The organism is Pseudomonas sp. FFPRI_1 (assembly GCF_055384485.1).
Map to the genome: position 1 here is coordinate 1,151,176 of NZ_AP029168.1, position 14,428 is coordinate 1,165,603.

Annotated in this window: 15 protein-coding genes; 6 read left to right on the forward strand and 9 right to left on the reverse strand. The window is 64.2% G+C overall.

The window, feature by feature from the left end; translation table 11 throughout:
- Nucleotides 1-5 precede the first annotated feature (5 nt).
- The 4 genes from ACZ5BO_RS05080 to antA all read right to left on the reverse strand — a co-directional run bounded on the left by ACZ5BO_RS05080 (nucleotide 6) and on the right by antA (nucleotide 4,407).
- Entirely contained in the window at nucleotides 6-1,406 is a 1,401-nt protein-coding gene (locus ACZ5BO_RS05080; protein WP_464698563.1) for an amino acid permease, read from the reverse strand.
- 78 nt (nucleotides 1,407-1,484) lie between these two features.
- On the reverse strand, nucleotides 1,485-2,507 hold the full coding sequence (gene antC / locus ACZ5BO_RS05085; protein WP_025131491.1) for an anthranilate 1,2-dioxygenase electron transfer component AntC: 1,023 nt from the start codon (nucleotides 2,505-2,507) through the stop codon (nucleotides 1,485-1,487).
- A gap of 17 nt (nucleotides 2,508-2,524) precedes the next feature.
- Complete coding sequence (gene antB, locus ACZ5BO_RS05090) at nucleotides 2,525-3,016, reverse strand: anthranilate 1,2-dioxygenase small subunit (RefSeq protein ID WP_025131490.1); 492 nt, start codon at nucleotides 3,014-3,016, stop codon at nucleotides 2,525-2,527.
- 2 nt (nucleotides 3,017-3,018) lie between these two features.
- Nucleotides 3,019-4,407, reverse strand: coding sequence for an anthranilate 1,2-dioxygenase large subunit (antA, locus tag ACZ5BO_RS05095; protein WP_025131489.1), 1,389 nt, complete (start codon nucleotides 4,405-4,407; stop codon nucleotides 3,019-3,021).
- Between the two features lie 369 nt (nucleotides 4,408-4,776).
- Between antA and ACZ5BO_RS05100 the strand changes: the two genes are divergently transcribed.
- Nucleotides 4,777-5,790 carry an AraC family transcriptional regulator gene (locus ACZ5BO_RS05100; protein ID WP_464698566.1) on the forward strand — a complete coding sequence of 338 codons (1,014 nt, stop codon included), beginning with the start codon at nucleotides 4,777-4,779 and terminating at the stop codon, nucleotides 5,788-5,790.
- Nucleotides 5,791-5,806: 16 nt separating this feature from the next.
- On the opposite strand, the gene ACZ5BO_RS05105 is transcribed toward ACZ5BO_RS05100, so the two are convergent.
- Nucleotides 5,807-6,280 carry an Lrp/AsnC family transcriptional regulator gene (locus ACZ5BO_RS05105; protein WP_025131487.1) on the reverse strand — a complete coding sequence of 158 codons (474 nt, stop codon included), beginning with the start codon at nucleotides 6,278-6,280 and terminating at the stop codon, nucleotides 5,807-5,809.
- A 188-nt stretch (nucleotides 6,281-6,468) separates the two neighbouring features.
- On the opposite strand from ACZ5BO_RS05105, the gene kynU reads away from it, so the two are divergent.
- Together kynU and ACZ5BO_RS05115 are read left to right on the forward strand one after the other, a co-directional pair.
- A complete protein-coding gene (gene kynU, locus ACZ5BO_RS05110; RefSeq protein WP_025131486.1) occupies nucleotides 6,469-7,719 on the forward strand; it encodes a kynureninase in 1,251 nt (416 codons plus the stop codon).
- Between the two features lie 73 nt (nucleotides 7,720-7,792).
- Nucleotides 7,793-9,247, forward strand: a complete 1,455-nt coding sequence (locus ACZ5BO_RS05115) for an amino acid permease (protein ID WP_464698569.1) — start codon at nucleotides 7,793-7,795, stop codon at nucleotides 9,245-9,247.
- Between the two features lie 21 nt (nucleotides 9,248-9,268).
- Here ACZ5BO_RS05115 and ACZ5BO_RS05120 read toward each other — a convergent pair whose 3' ends face one another.
- The 3 genes from ACZ5BO_RS05120 to ACZ5BO_RS05130 form a co-directional block, all read right to left on the reverse strand.
- On the reverse strand, nucleotides 9,269-9,640 hold the full coding sequence (locus ACZ5BO_RS05120; protein ID WP_025131484.1) for a MerR family transcriptional regulator: 372 nt from the start codon (nucleotides 9,638-9,640) through the stop codon (nucleotides 9,269-9,271).
- 69 nt (nucleotides 9,641-9,709) lie between these two features.
- A complete protein-coding gene (locus tag ACZ5BO_RS05125) occupies nucleotides 9,710-10,285 on the reverse strand; it encodes an NAD(P)H-dependent oxidoreductase (RefSeq protein WP_025131483.1) in 576 nt (191 codons plus the stop codon).
- Nucleotides 10,286-10,341: 56 nt separating this feature from the next.
- On the reverse strand, nucleotides 10,342-11,223 hold the full coding sequence (locus tag ACZ5BO_RS05130) for a LysR substrate-binding domain-containing protein (protein WP_464698571.1): 882 nt from the start codon (nucleotides 11,221-11,223) through the stop codon (nucleotides 10,342-10,344).
- A gap of 214 nt (nucleotides 11,224-11,437) precedes the next feature.
- Here ACZ5BO_RS05130 and ACZ5BO_RS05135 point away from each other — a divergent pair, with 214 nt between their 5' ends.
- Nucleotides 11,438-12,202, forward strand: coding sequence for a sulfite exporter TauE/SafE family protein (locus ACZ5BO_RS05135; RefSeq protein WP_025131481.1), 765 nt, complete (start codon nucleotides 11,438-11,440; stop codon nucleotides 12,200-12,202).
- Here the strand turns inward: ACZ5BO_RS05135 and ACZ5BO_RS05140 are convergent.
- Complete coding sequence (locus ACZ5BO_RS05140; RefSeq protein WP_464698574.1) at nucleotides 12,192-12,506, reverse strand: putative quinol monooxygenase; 315 nt, start codon at nucleotides 12,504-12,506, stop codon at nucleotides 12,192-12,194. The genes ACZ5BO_RS05135 and ACZ5BO_RS05140 overlap by 11 nt on opposite strands.
- 204 nt (nucleotides 12,507-12,710) lie before the next feature.
- On the opposite strand from ACZ5BO_RS05140, the gene mdaB reads away from it, so the two are divergent.
- Both mdaB and ACZ5BO_RS05150 read left to right on the forward strand, forming a co-directional pair.
- Nucleotides 12,711-13,301 (forward strand): NADPH:quinone oxidoreductase MdaB, encoded by a 591-nt coding sequence (mdaB, locus tag ACZ5BO_RS05145; RefSeq protein ID WP_464698576.1) that lies wholly within the window; start codon nucleotides 12,711-12,713, stop codon nucleotides 13,299-13,301.
- Nucleotides 13,302-13,470: 169 nt separating this feature from the next.
- The gene (locus ACZ5BO_RS05150) at nucleotides 13,471-14,382 is read left to right on the forward strand and encodes a LysR family transcriptional regulator (protein ID WP_025131478.1); all 912 of its coding nucleotides are present in this window, start codon (nucleotides 13,471-13,473) and stop codon (nucleotides 14,380-14,382) included.
- Nucleotides 14,383-14,428: the final 46 nt, after the last annotated feature.

The window sequence follows — 14,428 nt, forward strand, 5'->3', positions numbered from 1 at the left end:
CTGGTTTAGCGCAGGGCGGGTTGTTGCGTCTTCTTCGACCGGCTCAGGAGGTAGAAGCCTCCAATCACCAGGACCCACACCGGGATTGCGTACACCGAGGCGCGGATCCCGGGAATCATCCACATCACGCCGACGATCATGACCATGAACGCCAGGCACAGGTAGTTGCTCAACGGCGACCAGAAGGCCTTGAACCCCGGGACCACGCCCTGCTCGGCCATGGCCTTGCGAAAGCGCAGGTGGGTCAGGCTGATCAGCGCCCAGTTGATCATCAGCGCCGCCACCACCAGGGCGAACAGCAACTCCAGGGCCTCATGGGGCGCCAGGTAGTTGACCAGCACGCAGAGCAGGGTGATCAGTGCGGAGATGCCCAGGGCCAGGACTGGCACGCCCTGCTTGTTGAGCTTCATCAGCGCTTTGGGCGCGTCGCCCTGTTCGGCCAGGCCGTAGAGCATGCGGCTGTTGCAGTACACGCCGCTGTTGTACACCGACAGCGCCGCGGTCAGCACCACGAAGTTGAGGATCTGCGCTGCCGCATCGCTGCCGATCAGCGAGAAGATTTTCACGAACGGGCTGCTGCTGTAGGCGTCGCCGCCGGCGTTGAGGCTCACCAGCAAGTCGTCCCACGGGTACAGCGAGAGCAGTACGGCCAGGGCGCCGACGTAGAAGATCAGCACCCGGTAGACCACCTGGTTGATGGCCTTGGGGATCACCTTGCGTGGCTCGCTGGCCTCGGCGGCAGTGATGCCCACCAGCTCCAGGCCACCGAAGGAGAACATGATGAAGGCCATGGCCATCAGCAGGCCGCTGCCGCCGTTGGGGAAGAAGCCGCCGTGGGACCAGAGGTTGCTGACCGAGGCCTGGGAGCCGCCGCTGCCGCTGAACAGCATGTAGCAGCCGAGGACGATCATGCCAACGATGGCCACCACCTTGATGATGGCGAACCAGAACTCGGCCTCGCCGAAGAACTTCACGTTCATCATGTTGATCAGGTTGACCAGCACGAAGAACACCGCGGCGCTGACCCAGGTGGGGATCTCCGGCCACCAGAACTGCACGTACTTGCCCACCGCGGTGAGCTCGGCCATGCCCACCAGGACATACAGCACCCAGTAGTTCCAGCCGGCGAGGAAGCCGAAGTAGCCGCCCCAGTACTTGTGGGCGAAGTGGCTGAAGGAACCGGCCACCGGCTCTTCGACAATCATTTCTCCCAGCTGGCGCATGATCAGGAAGGCGATGAAACCGGCAATCGCGTAGCCGAGGATCATCGAGGGGCCGGCGGATTTGAGCACCCCGGCCGAGCCGAGGAAGAGTCCGGTGCCGATCGCCCCGCCCAGGGCAATCAACTGAATATGGCGATTCTTCAAGCCACGCTTGAGTTCACCCTGCTTCAAGGTTTGATCCACTAATTGCGCTCTCTTCTAGTTGTTATCAGGAGCGATCCCGTCGTTTGCGGGACCGGTCGCGGCCATAGGTTGACGGGATCAGATATTACTCTCGGTGAACCGCTCGTAATACAGCTGAACGCGGTTAAGTTGCTGTTCTTGCAGCCAGATCCGGATTGAATCGACCATCGGCGGCGGCCCGCAGACATACAGGTCGGTGTCGGTATCGCGCAACTCGCTGCTGTCGAAGTGCTCGTTGATGTAGCCGCGCTTGCCCGGCCATTCCGGGTCAGCATCGCTGACCACCGGGGTGAAGCGGAACGCCGGCAGGCGCTCGCCGTAAGCCTGGATGCGTTGCAGTTCGCACAGGTCGCGGCTGCTGCGCACGCCGTAGTACAGGTGCACCGGTTGCCGGCAGTCCTGCTCGACGATCTGTTCGAGCATCGCCAGCAGGGCGGACAGCCCGGTGCCGCCGGCCACCAGGATCAGCGGGCGGCTGATCTGGCGCAGATAGAAGGCGCCCAGGGGCGCTTCCAGCTCGATGACGTCGCCCACCTGGCAACGCTCGCGGATGTAGTTGCTCATCACCCCGTCGGGCAGCAGGCGGATCAGGAACTGCAACTGATTGTCCGCTGCCGGCCGGTTGGCGAAGGAGTAGGCGCGGCTGCTGCTGGTGCCGGGGATGCTCAGGCGGGCGTACTGGCCCGGGAGGAAATCCAGTGGCGCCTGACGGCTGCCCAGGTCCAGGTGCAGGATCGCGGTGCTGTCCGACACCTGGCGCACGTCGATCACCGAGCCCTGCAACTGCACCGGGTCGGCGCTGTGGCACAGGCTGGAATCGAAATCGAAATAGAACGCCGCATCCGACTGCACCCGAGTCTGGCAACTGAGCATCTTGCGCTGCTCCAGGTCCTGGGCGGACAAGGCTTCCTCGTCCACATAGTCCTGGCTGTACTGGCCCGACTCGCAGCGGCCCTGGCACGTGCCGCAGACCCCTTCGCGGCAGTCCAGGGGGATCTTGATGCCGTTGCGCAGGGCGGCGTCGAGCAGTATTTCATTGGCTTGCACCGGGAAGAACAGGGTCTTGCCGTCGGCAAAGCTGAACGCGACCTTGTGCGTCATGGGTGAATCCCCGTGGTTCAGAGGTGGTAGAAATCGAGCACCGAGTTGATCGTGTCGTTGAGCAGCAGCACATGCTTGCGCTGGATCAGCCAGCTGTCGCCGTGGGGCTTGAGGTCGTAGGTGGCGTGGCCGTAGAAGTCTTCGGAAGTGGCCAGGCGATAGAACAGCGTGTGCCAGTTCAGGCGCACCTGCAGGTGGCCGTGCTCGCCCTCGGTGATCCGCAGGTTGTTCACCAGGTGCAGGGTGCGCGGCATCGGGATGGTCGAGGCCGCCTTGCCGGTGCGCAGGCGGAACACCCGGTCCTCCAGGCCTGAGCGGTTGGCGTAGTAGATCAGTGACATCTCGCGTTTCGGGTCCTGGGTGTAGACGTGCTCGGAGTCCCATTGCGGCAGGTGGAACTCGCTGTCCACGGCGAACAGCGCCAGGTAGGCGTCCCAGTCCTGGGCATCGCACAGCTCGGACTTGCGGTAGAAGAATTGCTCGATCTGGTACTGCAATTGCGCATTCATGCTCATACCTCACGCAGTTTCAGGGGCTGGCGCTGCAGGCCCTCGAGGAGGAATTTCTGCCAGTTCTGGTGCTGGTTGACGTACAGCCCCTCGTGGGTGATCTCGGTGCCGGTCATGGCCGGCTGGATGCCCAGGTTTTCGCTGTTGGCGGTGGGGCCGGTAACCCAGCGGTGCTGGCCGCGGGAGATATCGCTCCAGCGCTCCAGGCGCCCCTGGAAGCCGCGCTGGGCTTCGCGAAACTCCACCAGGTCGTCGGGTGTGCCCATGCCGGAAACGTTGAAGAAGTCCTCGAACTGGCGGATGCGGTTTTCCCGGTCGGCGTCGCTCTCGCCCTTGACCCCGATGCACTGGCTGATGATTTCGGTCTTGTTCCAGGCGATGGGGCGGATGATCCGCAGCTGCGAGCTGATCTGGTCGAGGAAGAACAGGCTCGGGTAGATGTTCAGGTTGCGTAGGCGGTGCATCATCCACTCGGCCCTGGGCTGGCCGTATTCCTCCACCAGGCGCGGCATGATGCTGGCGTAGCCGGAGCGCACCGCCGGGTTGGGCATCTCGCTGAACAGCACGCTGTGGCCGTTCTCGAAGGCGAACCAGCCGTCGTCGGTGTTGGCGTCGCCGGCGCCGAGCTTGCTGTAGTCCAGGGTCGCGCTGCTGCCGGTGCCGGCGTCGCTGTTGACCTGCTGGCGGTGTTGCACCGTGGCCACGTAGTTGTAGTGCACGGTGCTGACGTGATAACCGTCCAGGCCGTTCTCGTTCTGCAGCTTCCAGTTGCCGTCGTAGGTGTAGGCGGACTTGCCCGGCAGCACCTCCAGTTCACCGCTGGGGGACTGGGCGTTCATCATGTCGAAGAACACCTTGGCATCGCCGAGGAAGTCTTCCAGGGAGTTGTCGGCGGCCACGTCCAGGCTGATGAACACAAAGCCCTTGTAGCTCTCGATGCGTGCCTTCTTCAGGCCGCGGGTCGCCTTGTCGAAACCCTCGTCGTATTCCCCGGGAGCCTTGACCTTCACCAGGCGCCCGTCGCTCTTGTAGCACCAGGCGTGGAAGGGGCAGGTGAAGGTCGACTGGTTGCCCTTGCCGACCCGGGTCAGGGTGGTACCGCGGTGCTGGCAGGCATTGATCAGGGCGTTGAGCCGGCCCTCGCCGTCGCGGGTGATGATCATCGGCTGGCGCCCGGCGCGCAGGGTGATGAAGTCGTGAGGGTTCGCCAGCTCGCTTTCGTGACAGGCGTAGATCCAGTTCTTTTCGAAGATCAGCTCCATCTCCAGGTCGAACAGCTCGGGTTCGGTGAACATCTCCCGGGCGATGCGGAACACGCCCTCGGCGGGGCGAAAGTCCAGGCAGCTGTCGATGAAGCTTTTCCATTGTTCGAGGTTTCTTGCACCACTCATGGGTCGGTACCTTTCTTGTTCAGGCCAGTCGGGTGCATTCATTAGAGAGAGTGGAGGCCTTGGGTGGCTATCCGCTTAGTCGGCCAAGGCCATCCATAAAATTGCCGGGGGAGCGGCCCCGCAGGGAAAGGGCGGCGTTGGGTAGCATCTACCCAGAATCGGGCGGGCGGCTCAGCGGTGGCTGCACGGCGGTGCGCTGATGGGCTAGTGTGAGCACAGCCAGTGAGGACGACAGGGCCTGGTTATCCACTTAGTCGGCGATTGCTATCCACTGGGTTGGCAGCATCGCCGGCTGGCGCAAAACTTGCCCTGTCACACCGGACGCGCCGTCAGAGCGCGCTGAATAAAAATTGCCGTGGGTGCGCCGTGATGAATAGCAAGGCTGATGGGCTGTTGCGCGAAATTCGTATCGATCGCTATGACCTGGAAGGGGCTCGCAGTTGGATGGCGGGCATTTGCGGGCCTCACCGCCTGGTGACCTCGAACCCGGAGCGGATCCGTTTCCACCACAGTGCCAATGTGCTCAGGTCCCGCTCCACGACCCTGGGCATCATCGAGTACGGCACCGATGTCCGGGTGGACATCGAAGACCCCGAACGCTTCAGCAGCTACAGCCTGAGCCTGCCGTTGTGTGGCGAGCAGGAACTGAACAAGGACGGGCGCCGGCTGCGTTCGGACCGCGACCTGGGGGTGATCATCGCCCCCAACGAAAGCCAGGTGCTGGCCATTTCCGGTGATTGCCGCAAGCTCCAGGTGGTGATTTCCCGGCCGGCCATGGGCGAGGCCCTGGAGGCCCTGCTGCAGCGCCCGGTGCAACAGCCGCTGCGCTTCGAGCCCGGGATGGATGCGTTGCACGGTGCGGCCGCCGCCTGGTGGCGCATGGCCCAGCACTTCATTGGCGAACTGGCCCAGGGCAACGAGCTGTATGAGCAACTGGCCTTTACCCGGGAAATCGAAAGCTCGCTGATCAAGGGCCTGATCCTGGCCCAGCCCAACAACTACTCCGAAGAATTGCGCACGATGCTCGGGGTCAAGCTGCCCCATTACCTGGTGCGGGCCCGCCAGTACCTGCATGAGCACGCTCGCGAGGCCTTGCACCTGGAGGACCTGGAGGCCGCCGCCGGGGTTTCGCGCTTCAAGTTGTTCGAGGCGTTTCGCAAGTATTTCGCCCTGTCGCCCATGGCCTATCTCAAGCGCCATCGGTTGAACGGCGCGCGCCAGGAGATTCTCGAACAGGGCGCGGCCCGCAGCATCTCCGAGATCGCCCTGGGCTGGGGCTTCACCCACCTGGGACGGTTTTCCGCCGAGTACCGCAAGCTCTTCGACGAAGCGCCGAGCGCCACCGCCCAGCGCCATCCGGCACGACGCCCGGCGGGTTTCTAGGCCGCAGGCGCAGTGGCTACTTGCGCAGCACCAGGTCCAGCAGGCCGTCCTGTTCCTTGATCTTCTGCAGGACGATTTCCGAGCGGATGTCGGTGACCCCGCTGGCGCGGTTCAGGTGATTGACGATGAAATCCGAGAAGTGCTTGAGGTTGCGTGCCTGGATCCGCAGCACGTAGTTGCTGGCACCGGTGATCACGTAGGCGGCCACCACTTCCGGCCACTGCTGGACCTTGCTGATGAAGGTCTCGTGCCAGCCTTCCACGTCCTGGCGCAGGGACACATGGACGATGGCTTCCAGTTCGATGCCCAGGCGCTCGGCGTTGAGCTGGGCGCGGTAGCCGCTGATGATCCCCTCGGCTTCGAGCATGCGCAGCCGACGCAGGCAGGCCGACGGCGAGAGGGCGACCTTTTCCGCCAGTTCCTGGTTGCTGATGCGCCCGTCCTGTTGCAAAAAGTGCAGGAGGCGCAGGTCGGTGGAGTCGAGGGTCATGGCTGGCATAAATCCGCGTTTTTTATTGGAGGATTAGAATTTTATTCGAGATTAGTACGGGAACGCGCCGCACTTTGCACGAAAATTCTCTACGGCTTCGTTCATTATTTCCTGAGTTTTCGGGTTGCCCAGACCCCGTGCCCACCCCCTGCAAGGCGGGCATGACATTGACCAAGACAGGACCTCCAATGATCAATAAAAACCACTGCCTGACGCTCGATGAACAGGACCCCCTGGCGCCGTTGCGCCAACAGTTTGCCCTGCCCGACGGGGTGATCTACCTCGATGGCAACTCTCTCGGCGCTCGGCCCCTGGCTTCCCTGGAGCGGGCCCGGCAAGTGATCGAGCAGGAGTGGGGCGATGGCCTGATCCGCAGTTGGAACAGCGCCGGCTGGCGTGACCTGCCCCAGCGCCTGGGAGATCGCCTGGCGCCGCTGATCGGAGCCGGGGCCGGCGAAGTGGTGATCACCGACACCACCTCGATCAACCTGTTCAAGGTCCTTAGCGCCGCGGTGCAGGTGCAGGCCGAGCGCGCCCCGCAGCGCCGGGTGATCGTTTCTGAAAGCAGCAACTTCCCGACCGACCTGTACATCGTCGAAGGCCTGACGCAGCTGTTGCAGCGCGGCTATTCCCTGCGCCTGGTGGACAGCCCGGAGCAGATTCCGGCGGCCATCGACCAGGACACCGCGGTGGTCCTGCTGACCCACGTCAACTACAAGACCGGCTACATGCACGACATGCAGGCGCTGACCGGGCTGATCCATGAAGCCGGTGCCCTGAGCATCTGGGACCTGGCCCACTCCGCCGGCGCGGTGCCGGTGGCGCTCAACGACTCCGGGGCCGACTACGCCATCGGCTGCACCTACAAATACCTCAATGGCGGCCCCGGCTCCCAGGCCTTCGCCTGGGTCGCGCCGGCGCTTTGCGACCTGGTCACCCAGCCGCTGTCCGGCTGGTTCGGCCATGCCCGGCAGTTCGACATGGCCACCCGCTATGAGCCCAGCAGCGGCATCGCCCGCTACCTGTGCGGCACTCAGCCGATCACCTCCCTGGCGATGGTCGAGTGCGGCCTGGAAATCTTCGAACAGACCGACATGCAGAGCCTGCGCCGCAAGTCCCTGGCCCTCACCGACCTGTTCATCGAGCTGGTGGAACAGCGCTGTGCCGGTCACGACCTGAAGCTGGTCACGCCCCGCGATCACGCCAAACGCGGCAGCCATGTGAGCTTCGAACACCCCGAGGGCTACGCGGTGATCCAGGCCCTGATCGCCCGGGGCGTGATCGGCGACTACCGCGAGCCGCGGATCATGCGTTTTGGCTTCACCCCGCTGTACACCCGCTTCAGCGAGGTCTGGGACGCGGTGCAGATCCTCGGTGAAATCCTGGATCAAGAAACCTGGGCCCAGGCGCAGTTCCAGGTGCGCCACAGCGTGACCTGAGACGCCGCCGGACCATCCAGCCGCCGGTGGCGGCTGATGGACGGCAACAACCCGCCAGGCGCGGCGCAAGGACATGCCGCCACCTCGAACGACGCGTGCACACAACAATAAAGAGGCACTGAACTTGACCACCACCAACAAGGGTTTCGAAGCGATTTCCAATCGTGAGCAGGGCCTCAGGCGCCAGCTCACCGCAGGCCAGATGAGCATGATCGCCATCGGCGGGGCAATCGGCACCGGGCTGTTCATGGGCAGCGCCTACGCGATCGGCTACGCCGGGCCCAGCGTGCTGCTGAGCTACGCCATCGGCGCCCTGATCACCCTGCTGCTGATGGGCTGCCTGGCAGAGATGACCGTGGCCCATTCCACTTCCGGCTCCTTCGGCGCCTACGCCGAGTTCTACATCAGCCCCCTGGCCGGTTTCCTGGTGCGCTATGCCTACTGGGCGGCCATCGTGCTGGCGGTGGGCGCCGAGGTCACGGCCATTGCCATGTACATGAAGTACTGGTTCGCCAACGTCCCGGAATGGGTGTGGATCATTTCGTTCTCCAGCATGCTGATCCTCCTCAACGCCATCAGCGTGAAGACCTTCGGCAACTTCGAATACTGGTTTTCCACCATCAAGATCGCCGCCATCGTCGGCTTCATCCTGCTGGCGGTGTACGTGGTGTTCGGCTCCGGCAACCCCGACTACGGGGTGCACAACTACAGGGCCCACGGCGGCTTCTTCCCCAATGGTCTGCAGGGCATGTGGATTGCCGTGATCGTGTCGATCTTCAGCTACCTGAGCGTGGAGATGATCGCGGTGGCGGCCGGCGAGGCCGAGGATCCGCAACGGGCGGTGAAACAGGCGTTTCGCGCCACCATCGTGCGCCTGGTGGTGTTCTACCTGCTGACCCTGGCGCTGATGCTGGCCATCGTGCCCTGGGTCCAGGCGGGCAAGGCCCAGAGCCCGTTCGTCACGGTGATGCAGACCATCGGCATTCCCGGGGCCACCGGGGTGATGAACTTCGTGATCCTGATTGCCGCCTTGTCGGCGATGAACAGCCAGCTCTACATCACCACGCGGATGATGTTCAGCCTGTCCCGCGGCGGTTATGCGCCCAAGTCCATGGGCGCCCTGAGCAAGAGCGGGATCCCGCTCAATGCCCTGCTGCTGTCCAGCTCCGGCATCGCCCTGGCGACCCTGATCAACGTGCTGTACCCGGAAAGCTCTTTTGCCCTGATGATGGCGATCTCGATGTTCGGGGCGATCTTCACCTGGTTCATGATCTTCCTCACCCACTACTGCTTCCGCCGCTATCACCAGCGCCACGGCGAGCAGCAGTTGTCGTTCCGCATGCGCCTGTTTCCCTACAGCACGTTGCTGGGGCTGGTGCTGATGGGGGCGGTGATGATCACCACCTTCTTCACCGAGGCGTTCAAGATGACCCTGGTGTTCGGGGTGCCGTTCCTGCTGTTGCTGACCCTGGTCTATTACCTGTGCTTCAGGAAGCCCAGGGCGGTCGCCGCGCTTTCCGAGGTTTGATGCGCCGCTTCCCGGGCAGCCCTACAGGCTGCCCAGGGGGCACTCCTCGCGGGCCTGCTGGAGGTCGGCTTCGAAGCTGCCGAGCCGTGCCTGCAACTGCTGCAGGGCACTGATCTGCAGGTTCAGCTCGTGCCTTTTTGCTGCCACGGCGGCTTGGGCCAGGTCCCAGGGAAATCCCTGTCCCTGATGAGTGGCGAACACTTGCTGCAACTCCCTGAGCTTGAAACCCAGCTGCTGCGCGCACTTGATGAACAGCAACTGCTCGACGCTCTGCTGGTCATAGAGCCGGTAGCGACCCTGGCGCTGTGGGGCCGGCAGCAGGCCGATGGCTTCGTAGTGGCGGATGCTCTTGATCGTGGTTCCGGACAGATGCGCGGCTTGGCCGATGTACATGAAGGCTCCTTTTTCAGTACCGCAGTTGTGTCGCCGGTCAGGGGCGGCGTCGGGCATTATCCGGCAGATTCAGAGCCGGGCAAGGTGTTGCGCCTGCAGCAGCCAGTCCGCCTTGCGTCCCTCGCTGGCGCCGAGCACCGGGCCGAAGGTCAGGGTGCGCAGCGAGCGGATGCCGCAGAAGGCCAGGGTGGTGCGGCGCATCTGCTGCAGGCCGGGCATGCGGTAGAACCACCGGTAGTACCAGGGCGGGGTGTCCATGGTCACCAGCAGGTGGGCGGTGCGGCCCTTGAGCAACTGCTCGGGAAAGGCCTTGCCGGGGCGGTACTTGAAGGCGAAGCCGGGCAGCAGCACGCGGTCGAGAAAACCCTTCAGCAGCGCCGGAATCCCGCCCCACCAGATAGGAAAAACCCAGACCAGATGCTCGGCCCAGAGAATGTCGGCCTGGGCTTTCTGCAGGTCGCTCTCCAGGGGTTGGACCTGCCGATAGCCCTCATGCAGCACCGGGTCGAAGCGCAGGTCGCCGAGTTTCAACTGGCGTACCTCATGGCCGAGCTGTTGCGCCGCCACTACATAGCGCTCGCTGAGCGCCGCGCACAGGCTGTGTTGGGAAGGGTGACCGAGAATCACCAGGATGCGTTTGCTCATTGCCTTGGTCCTTGGGACATAAAGTCCAAGGCTAAAGTCTGCCCCTAGGGGGAGAGTCAAGGCGCCAGCAATGCACGGCACAGGCCCTGGGCATACAGCGGCAGGCTGTCAAAGTCACGGGCGCACAGCAGCAGCCGGCGCCGGGCCCAGGCCTCGCTCAAAGGGCGCGACTGCAGCGCCAGCTCAGGCTGGCGCTGCAGGGCGGCCAGGGGCACCACCGCCAGCCCGGCCCCCCGGGCCACCATGCGCAGCACCGCGTCGAAACCTTCGGCACGAATGCGCAGTTGCATGCGCCGGCCCAGGTGCAGCGCCTGTTCTTCCAGGTACACCGCCAGGGCGCTGTGGCTGGCCAGGCCGACAAAGTCGTGGGCCAGGCTGTCGTTGAAGCTCGGTGCCGGCTGCGCACTCAGGGGATGATCCGCAGGCATCGCCAGCACCAGGGGATCGTCGCGAAAGGCGCGTGTCGCCAGGCCCTGGGTGTCCACCGCGTCGGACACGATGCCCAGGTCCGCCGCGCCCTGGCGCAAGGCGTGGGTGATGCGCTGGCTGGGCAGCTCCTGCAGTTCGATATCCACATGGGGGTGGCCTTGCAGGAAGTCCGCCAGCAACTCCGGCAGGTATTCGCTCAGGGCCGTGGTGTTGCACAGCAGGCGCACCTGGCCCTTGACCCCCTTGGCGTATTCGCCGAGGTCCTGTTGCAGGTGCTCGGCATACCGCAGCAGGGTCCGGGCGTGCTGGGCCAGGGCCTTGCCGGCGGCGGTCGGGCGGATGCCGCGACGCCCGCGCTCGAGGAACTCGATGCCCAGGGACGCTTCCATGGCCCTGATCCGTGCGCTGGCGGCGGCCAGGGACAGGTGGCTGCGAGCGGCCCCGGCGGTGATGTTGCCGGCCTCGAGAATGTTCAGGTACAGCCGCAGGTCGATCAGGTCAAAGTGCATGGGACATCCCCCGGGGAATGGTCTGCCGTAGGAGCCGGCTTGCCGGCGAAGGGGCCCGGGAGTTTTGCACAGGTCCTAGAAACGCCTTCGCTGGCAAGCCAGCTCCTACGGAGGTTATGGGCAACAGGTTTTCGTATGAGCCTATTGCTGTGCAAGAGGCTGGCTCAGTATATGGCAGATTTTCAGGGTCTCGCCCGGGGTGCAGCATAGGCCCATGAACAGCTCACTCGCGTTTTATCAGAACCTAGGATCCGCCCTGTCCCTGCTGGTGATCGGCACCTTCCTGCTGGCCGGCATGGTCAAGGGCGTGATCGGCCTTGGCCTGCCCACCATTGCCATGGGCTTGCTGGGCCTGGCTATGGCGCCGGCGCAGGCTGCGGCCTTGCTGATTATCCCGGCGACCCTGACCAACCTCTGGCAACTGGCCTTTGGCGGGCATTTGCCAGCCTTGCTCAAGCGCCTGTGGCCGATGCTGCTGGCGATTTTCGTGGGCACCGGCGCCGGTTCCCTGTGGCTGGGGATCGAGGGCGGGCAGTGGGTGGTGCGGGCGTTGGGGGCGGCGTTGCTGTTGTACGCCTTGAGCGGCCTGTGGCTGCCGACCCTGCGGCTGGCGCCGTCCCGGGAACGCTGGCTGGCGCCGCTGTGCGGCCTGGTTACCGGGGTGATCACTTCGGCCACCGGCGTCTTCGTGATCCCGGCGGTGCCCTACCTGCAGGCCCTGGGCCTGAACAGGGATCAGCTGGTGCAGGCCCTGGGGCTGTCGTTCACCGTCTCGACCCTGGCCCTGGCGGCCGGCCTGCTGTGGCGCGGCGCCCTGGGCGGGGCCGAGCTGGGGGCTTCACTGCTGACCCTGGCCCCGGCGCTGCTGGGCATGTGGCTGGGGCAATGGCTGCGCCAGCGCATCAGCGCCCTGCTGTTCAAGCGGGTGTTCTTTGTCGGCCTGGGCCTGCTGGGCGGGCACTTGCTGATCAGCGGCTAGGCGCAGAAGGGCTGAGCATGTCGATCTGGCGGATCTCGAAGTCCTGCTCCAGGTAGTCCATGCGGGAGTCGAGGAACTGCCGCATGTGCGGCAGGCTGGAGTGCTGGTCCAGGGCAGCCTGGGAGGCCCAGACCTCATAGAAGATGAACCGGCTCGGGTCCTGGCGGTCGCGCAGCATGTGGTATTCGATGCAACCGGCTTCGGCGCGGCTGGCAGCCACATGGCCGAGAAAGAACGCTTCGAAGGCTTCGGCGCGCTCGGGGCGGGTCTTGGCGTGGAGGATGAAGGCCTGGGGCGTGGTCATGGGGCGAATGCTCGTGGTGGCAATAAGAGGCGAAAATTCTAAGGCAACAATCCGTGGTCGATTCGTGCGTTTGAGTCAAATGTATTTTGAACAACCCGGGCTTATTCCCGAGGCCGTCCATCGTTAACCTGCCGCCATCGTTTTCAATCTTTGCGACCCGCCAAGGCCTGGGTGCCGGCAGGTCCTACCCGATGAGGCTGGATCATGAAAAAAGTATTGCTGCTCAATGGCGCGAAACAGTTCGCCCACTCCGATGGCCGCTACAACGCCACCCTGCATGACACCGCCCTGGCGGTATTCGACCGTGGCGGCGTGGAGGTCAAGGTCACCTCTATCGATGAGGGTTATGACATCAAGGAAGAAGTGGCCAAGTTCCTCTGGGCCGACGTGATCATCTACCAGATGCCCGGCTGGTGGATGGGCGCCCCGTGGATCGTCAAGAAGTACATCGACGAAGTCTTCACCGAAGGCCATGGCAGCCTCTACGCCAGCGACGGCCGGACCCGTTCCGACGCCTCGCAGAAGTACGGCAGCGGCGGCCTGATCCAGGGCAAGCATTACATGCTCTCGCTGACCTGGAATGCCCCGCAGCAAGCGTTCGACGACCCCAGCGACTTCTTCGAGGCCAAGGGCGTGGACGCGGTGTACTTCCCCTTCCACAAGGCCAACCAGTTCCTCGGCATGACCGGTCTGCCGACCTTCCTCTGTGTCGACGTGATGAAACGCCCGAACATCGAGGGCGATGTGCAGCGTTACGAGGAACACCTGAAGGCGGTGTTCAATCTCAAGGGCTGAATCCGGCTACTATTGAGTGCCTTCAAACCAGGTGTGGCCAGAGCGCGGGATGGCTCCCGCCTCGCGTCAGCCGCGTTGCCTGCAGAGCTGTCCGGCCGCGGACAGCGTGCCGGCAGGTTTGGGCGCAGCGCCCACGCCACAGCCATGCACCGCTGATGAGAGGACTCATGTGAAAGCCAGATCCGACGAACTGCAGGTCTTTGTCTGCGTCATCGAGTGCGGTTCGATCTCCGCCGCCGCCGAGCAGTTGGCCCAGACCCCTTCGGCCGTCAGCCGCACCTTGTCGCGGCTTGAAGCCAAGCTCGACACCACGCTGATCAACCGCACCACGCGGCGCATGGACCTGACTGAAGAGGGGCGCTATTTCTTCGAGCAGGCCAAGCTGATCCTCGACCAGATGGACGAACTGGAAGAGCGCTTGTCCTCGCGCCAGCGCAACCCCGCGGGCCGCCTGCGAATCAACGCGGCGTCGCCCTTCATGCTGCATGCCATCGTTCCCTACGTGGCCGAGTTCCGCAGCCTGTACCCGGATATCCAGCTGGAACTCAACAGCAACGACCTGATCATCGACCTGCTGGAGCAGAGCACCGACATCGCGATCCGCATTGGTGTGCTGGCGGACTCGACCCTGCACGCCCGCTCCCTGGGTTGCAGCCCCCTGCATATCCTGGCCAGCCCGGCCTACCTGGCCCGCCATGGCACGCCGCACAGCGTGGCGGAACTGGCTGGCCACACCCTGCTGGGGTTCACCCAGACCGAGACGCTCAACCATTGGCCGTTGCGGCATGTGCATGGTGATCGCTGGCAGATCCAGCCGGGCATCAGCGCGTCCAGTGGCGAAACCCTGCGTCACCTGGCGCTGGAAGGGCAGGGCATTGCCTGCCTGTCGCATTTCATGACTGTCGACGACATTCGTGCCGGGCGCCTGCAACCGCTGCTGGCCTCGTTCAACAGCGGCTATCGCCAACCGATCAACGCGGTGTACTACCGCAACTCGCAACTGGCCCTGCGCATCCAGTGCTTCCTGGATTTCATCCAGGCCAAGCTGGCGGACTACGCCAGCCCCGAGTTCCAGGGCTGAAGACCCCGGTCCCCGCCGGCCGCGGCCCCCTCTGGCAACCGATGCC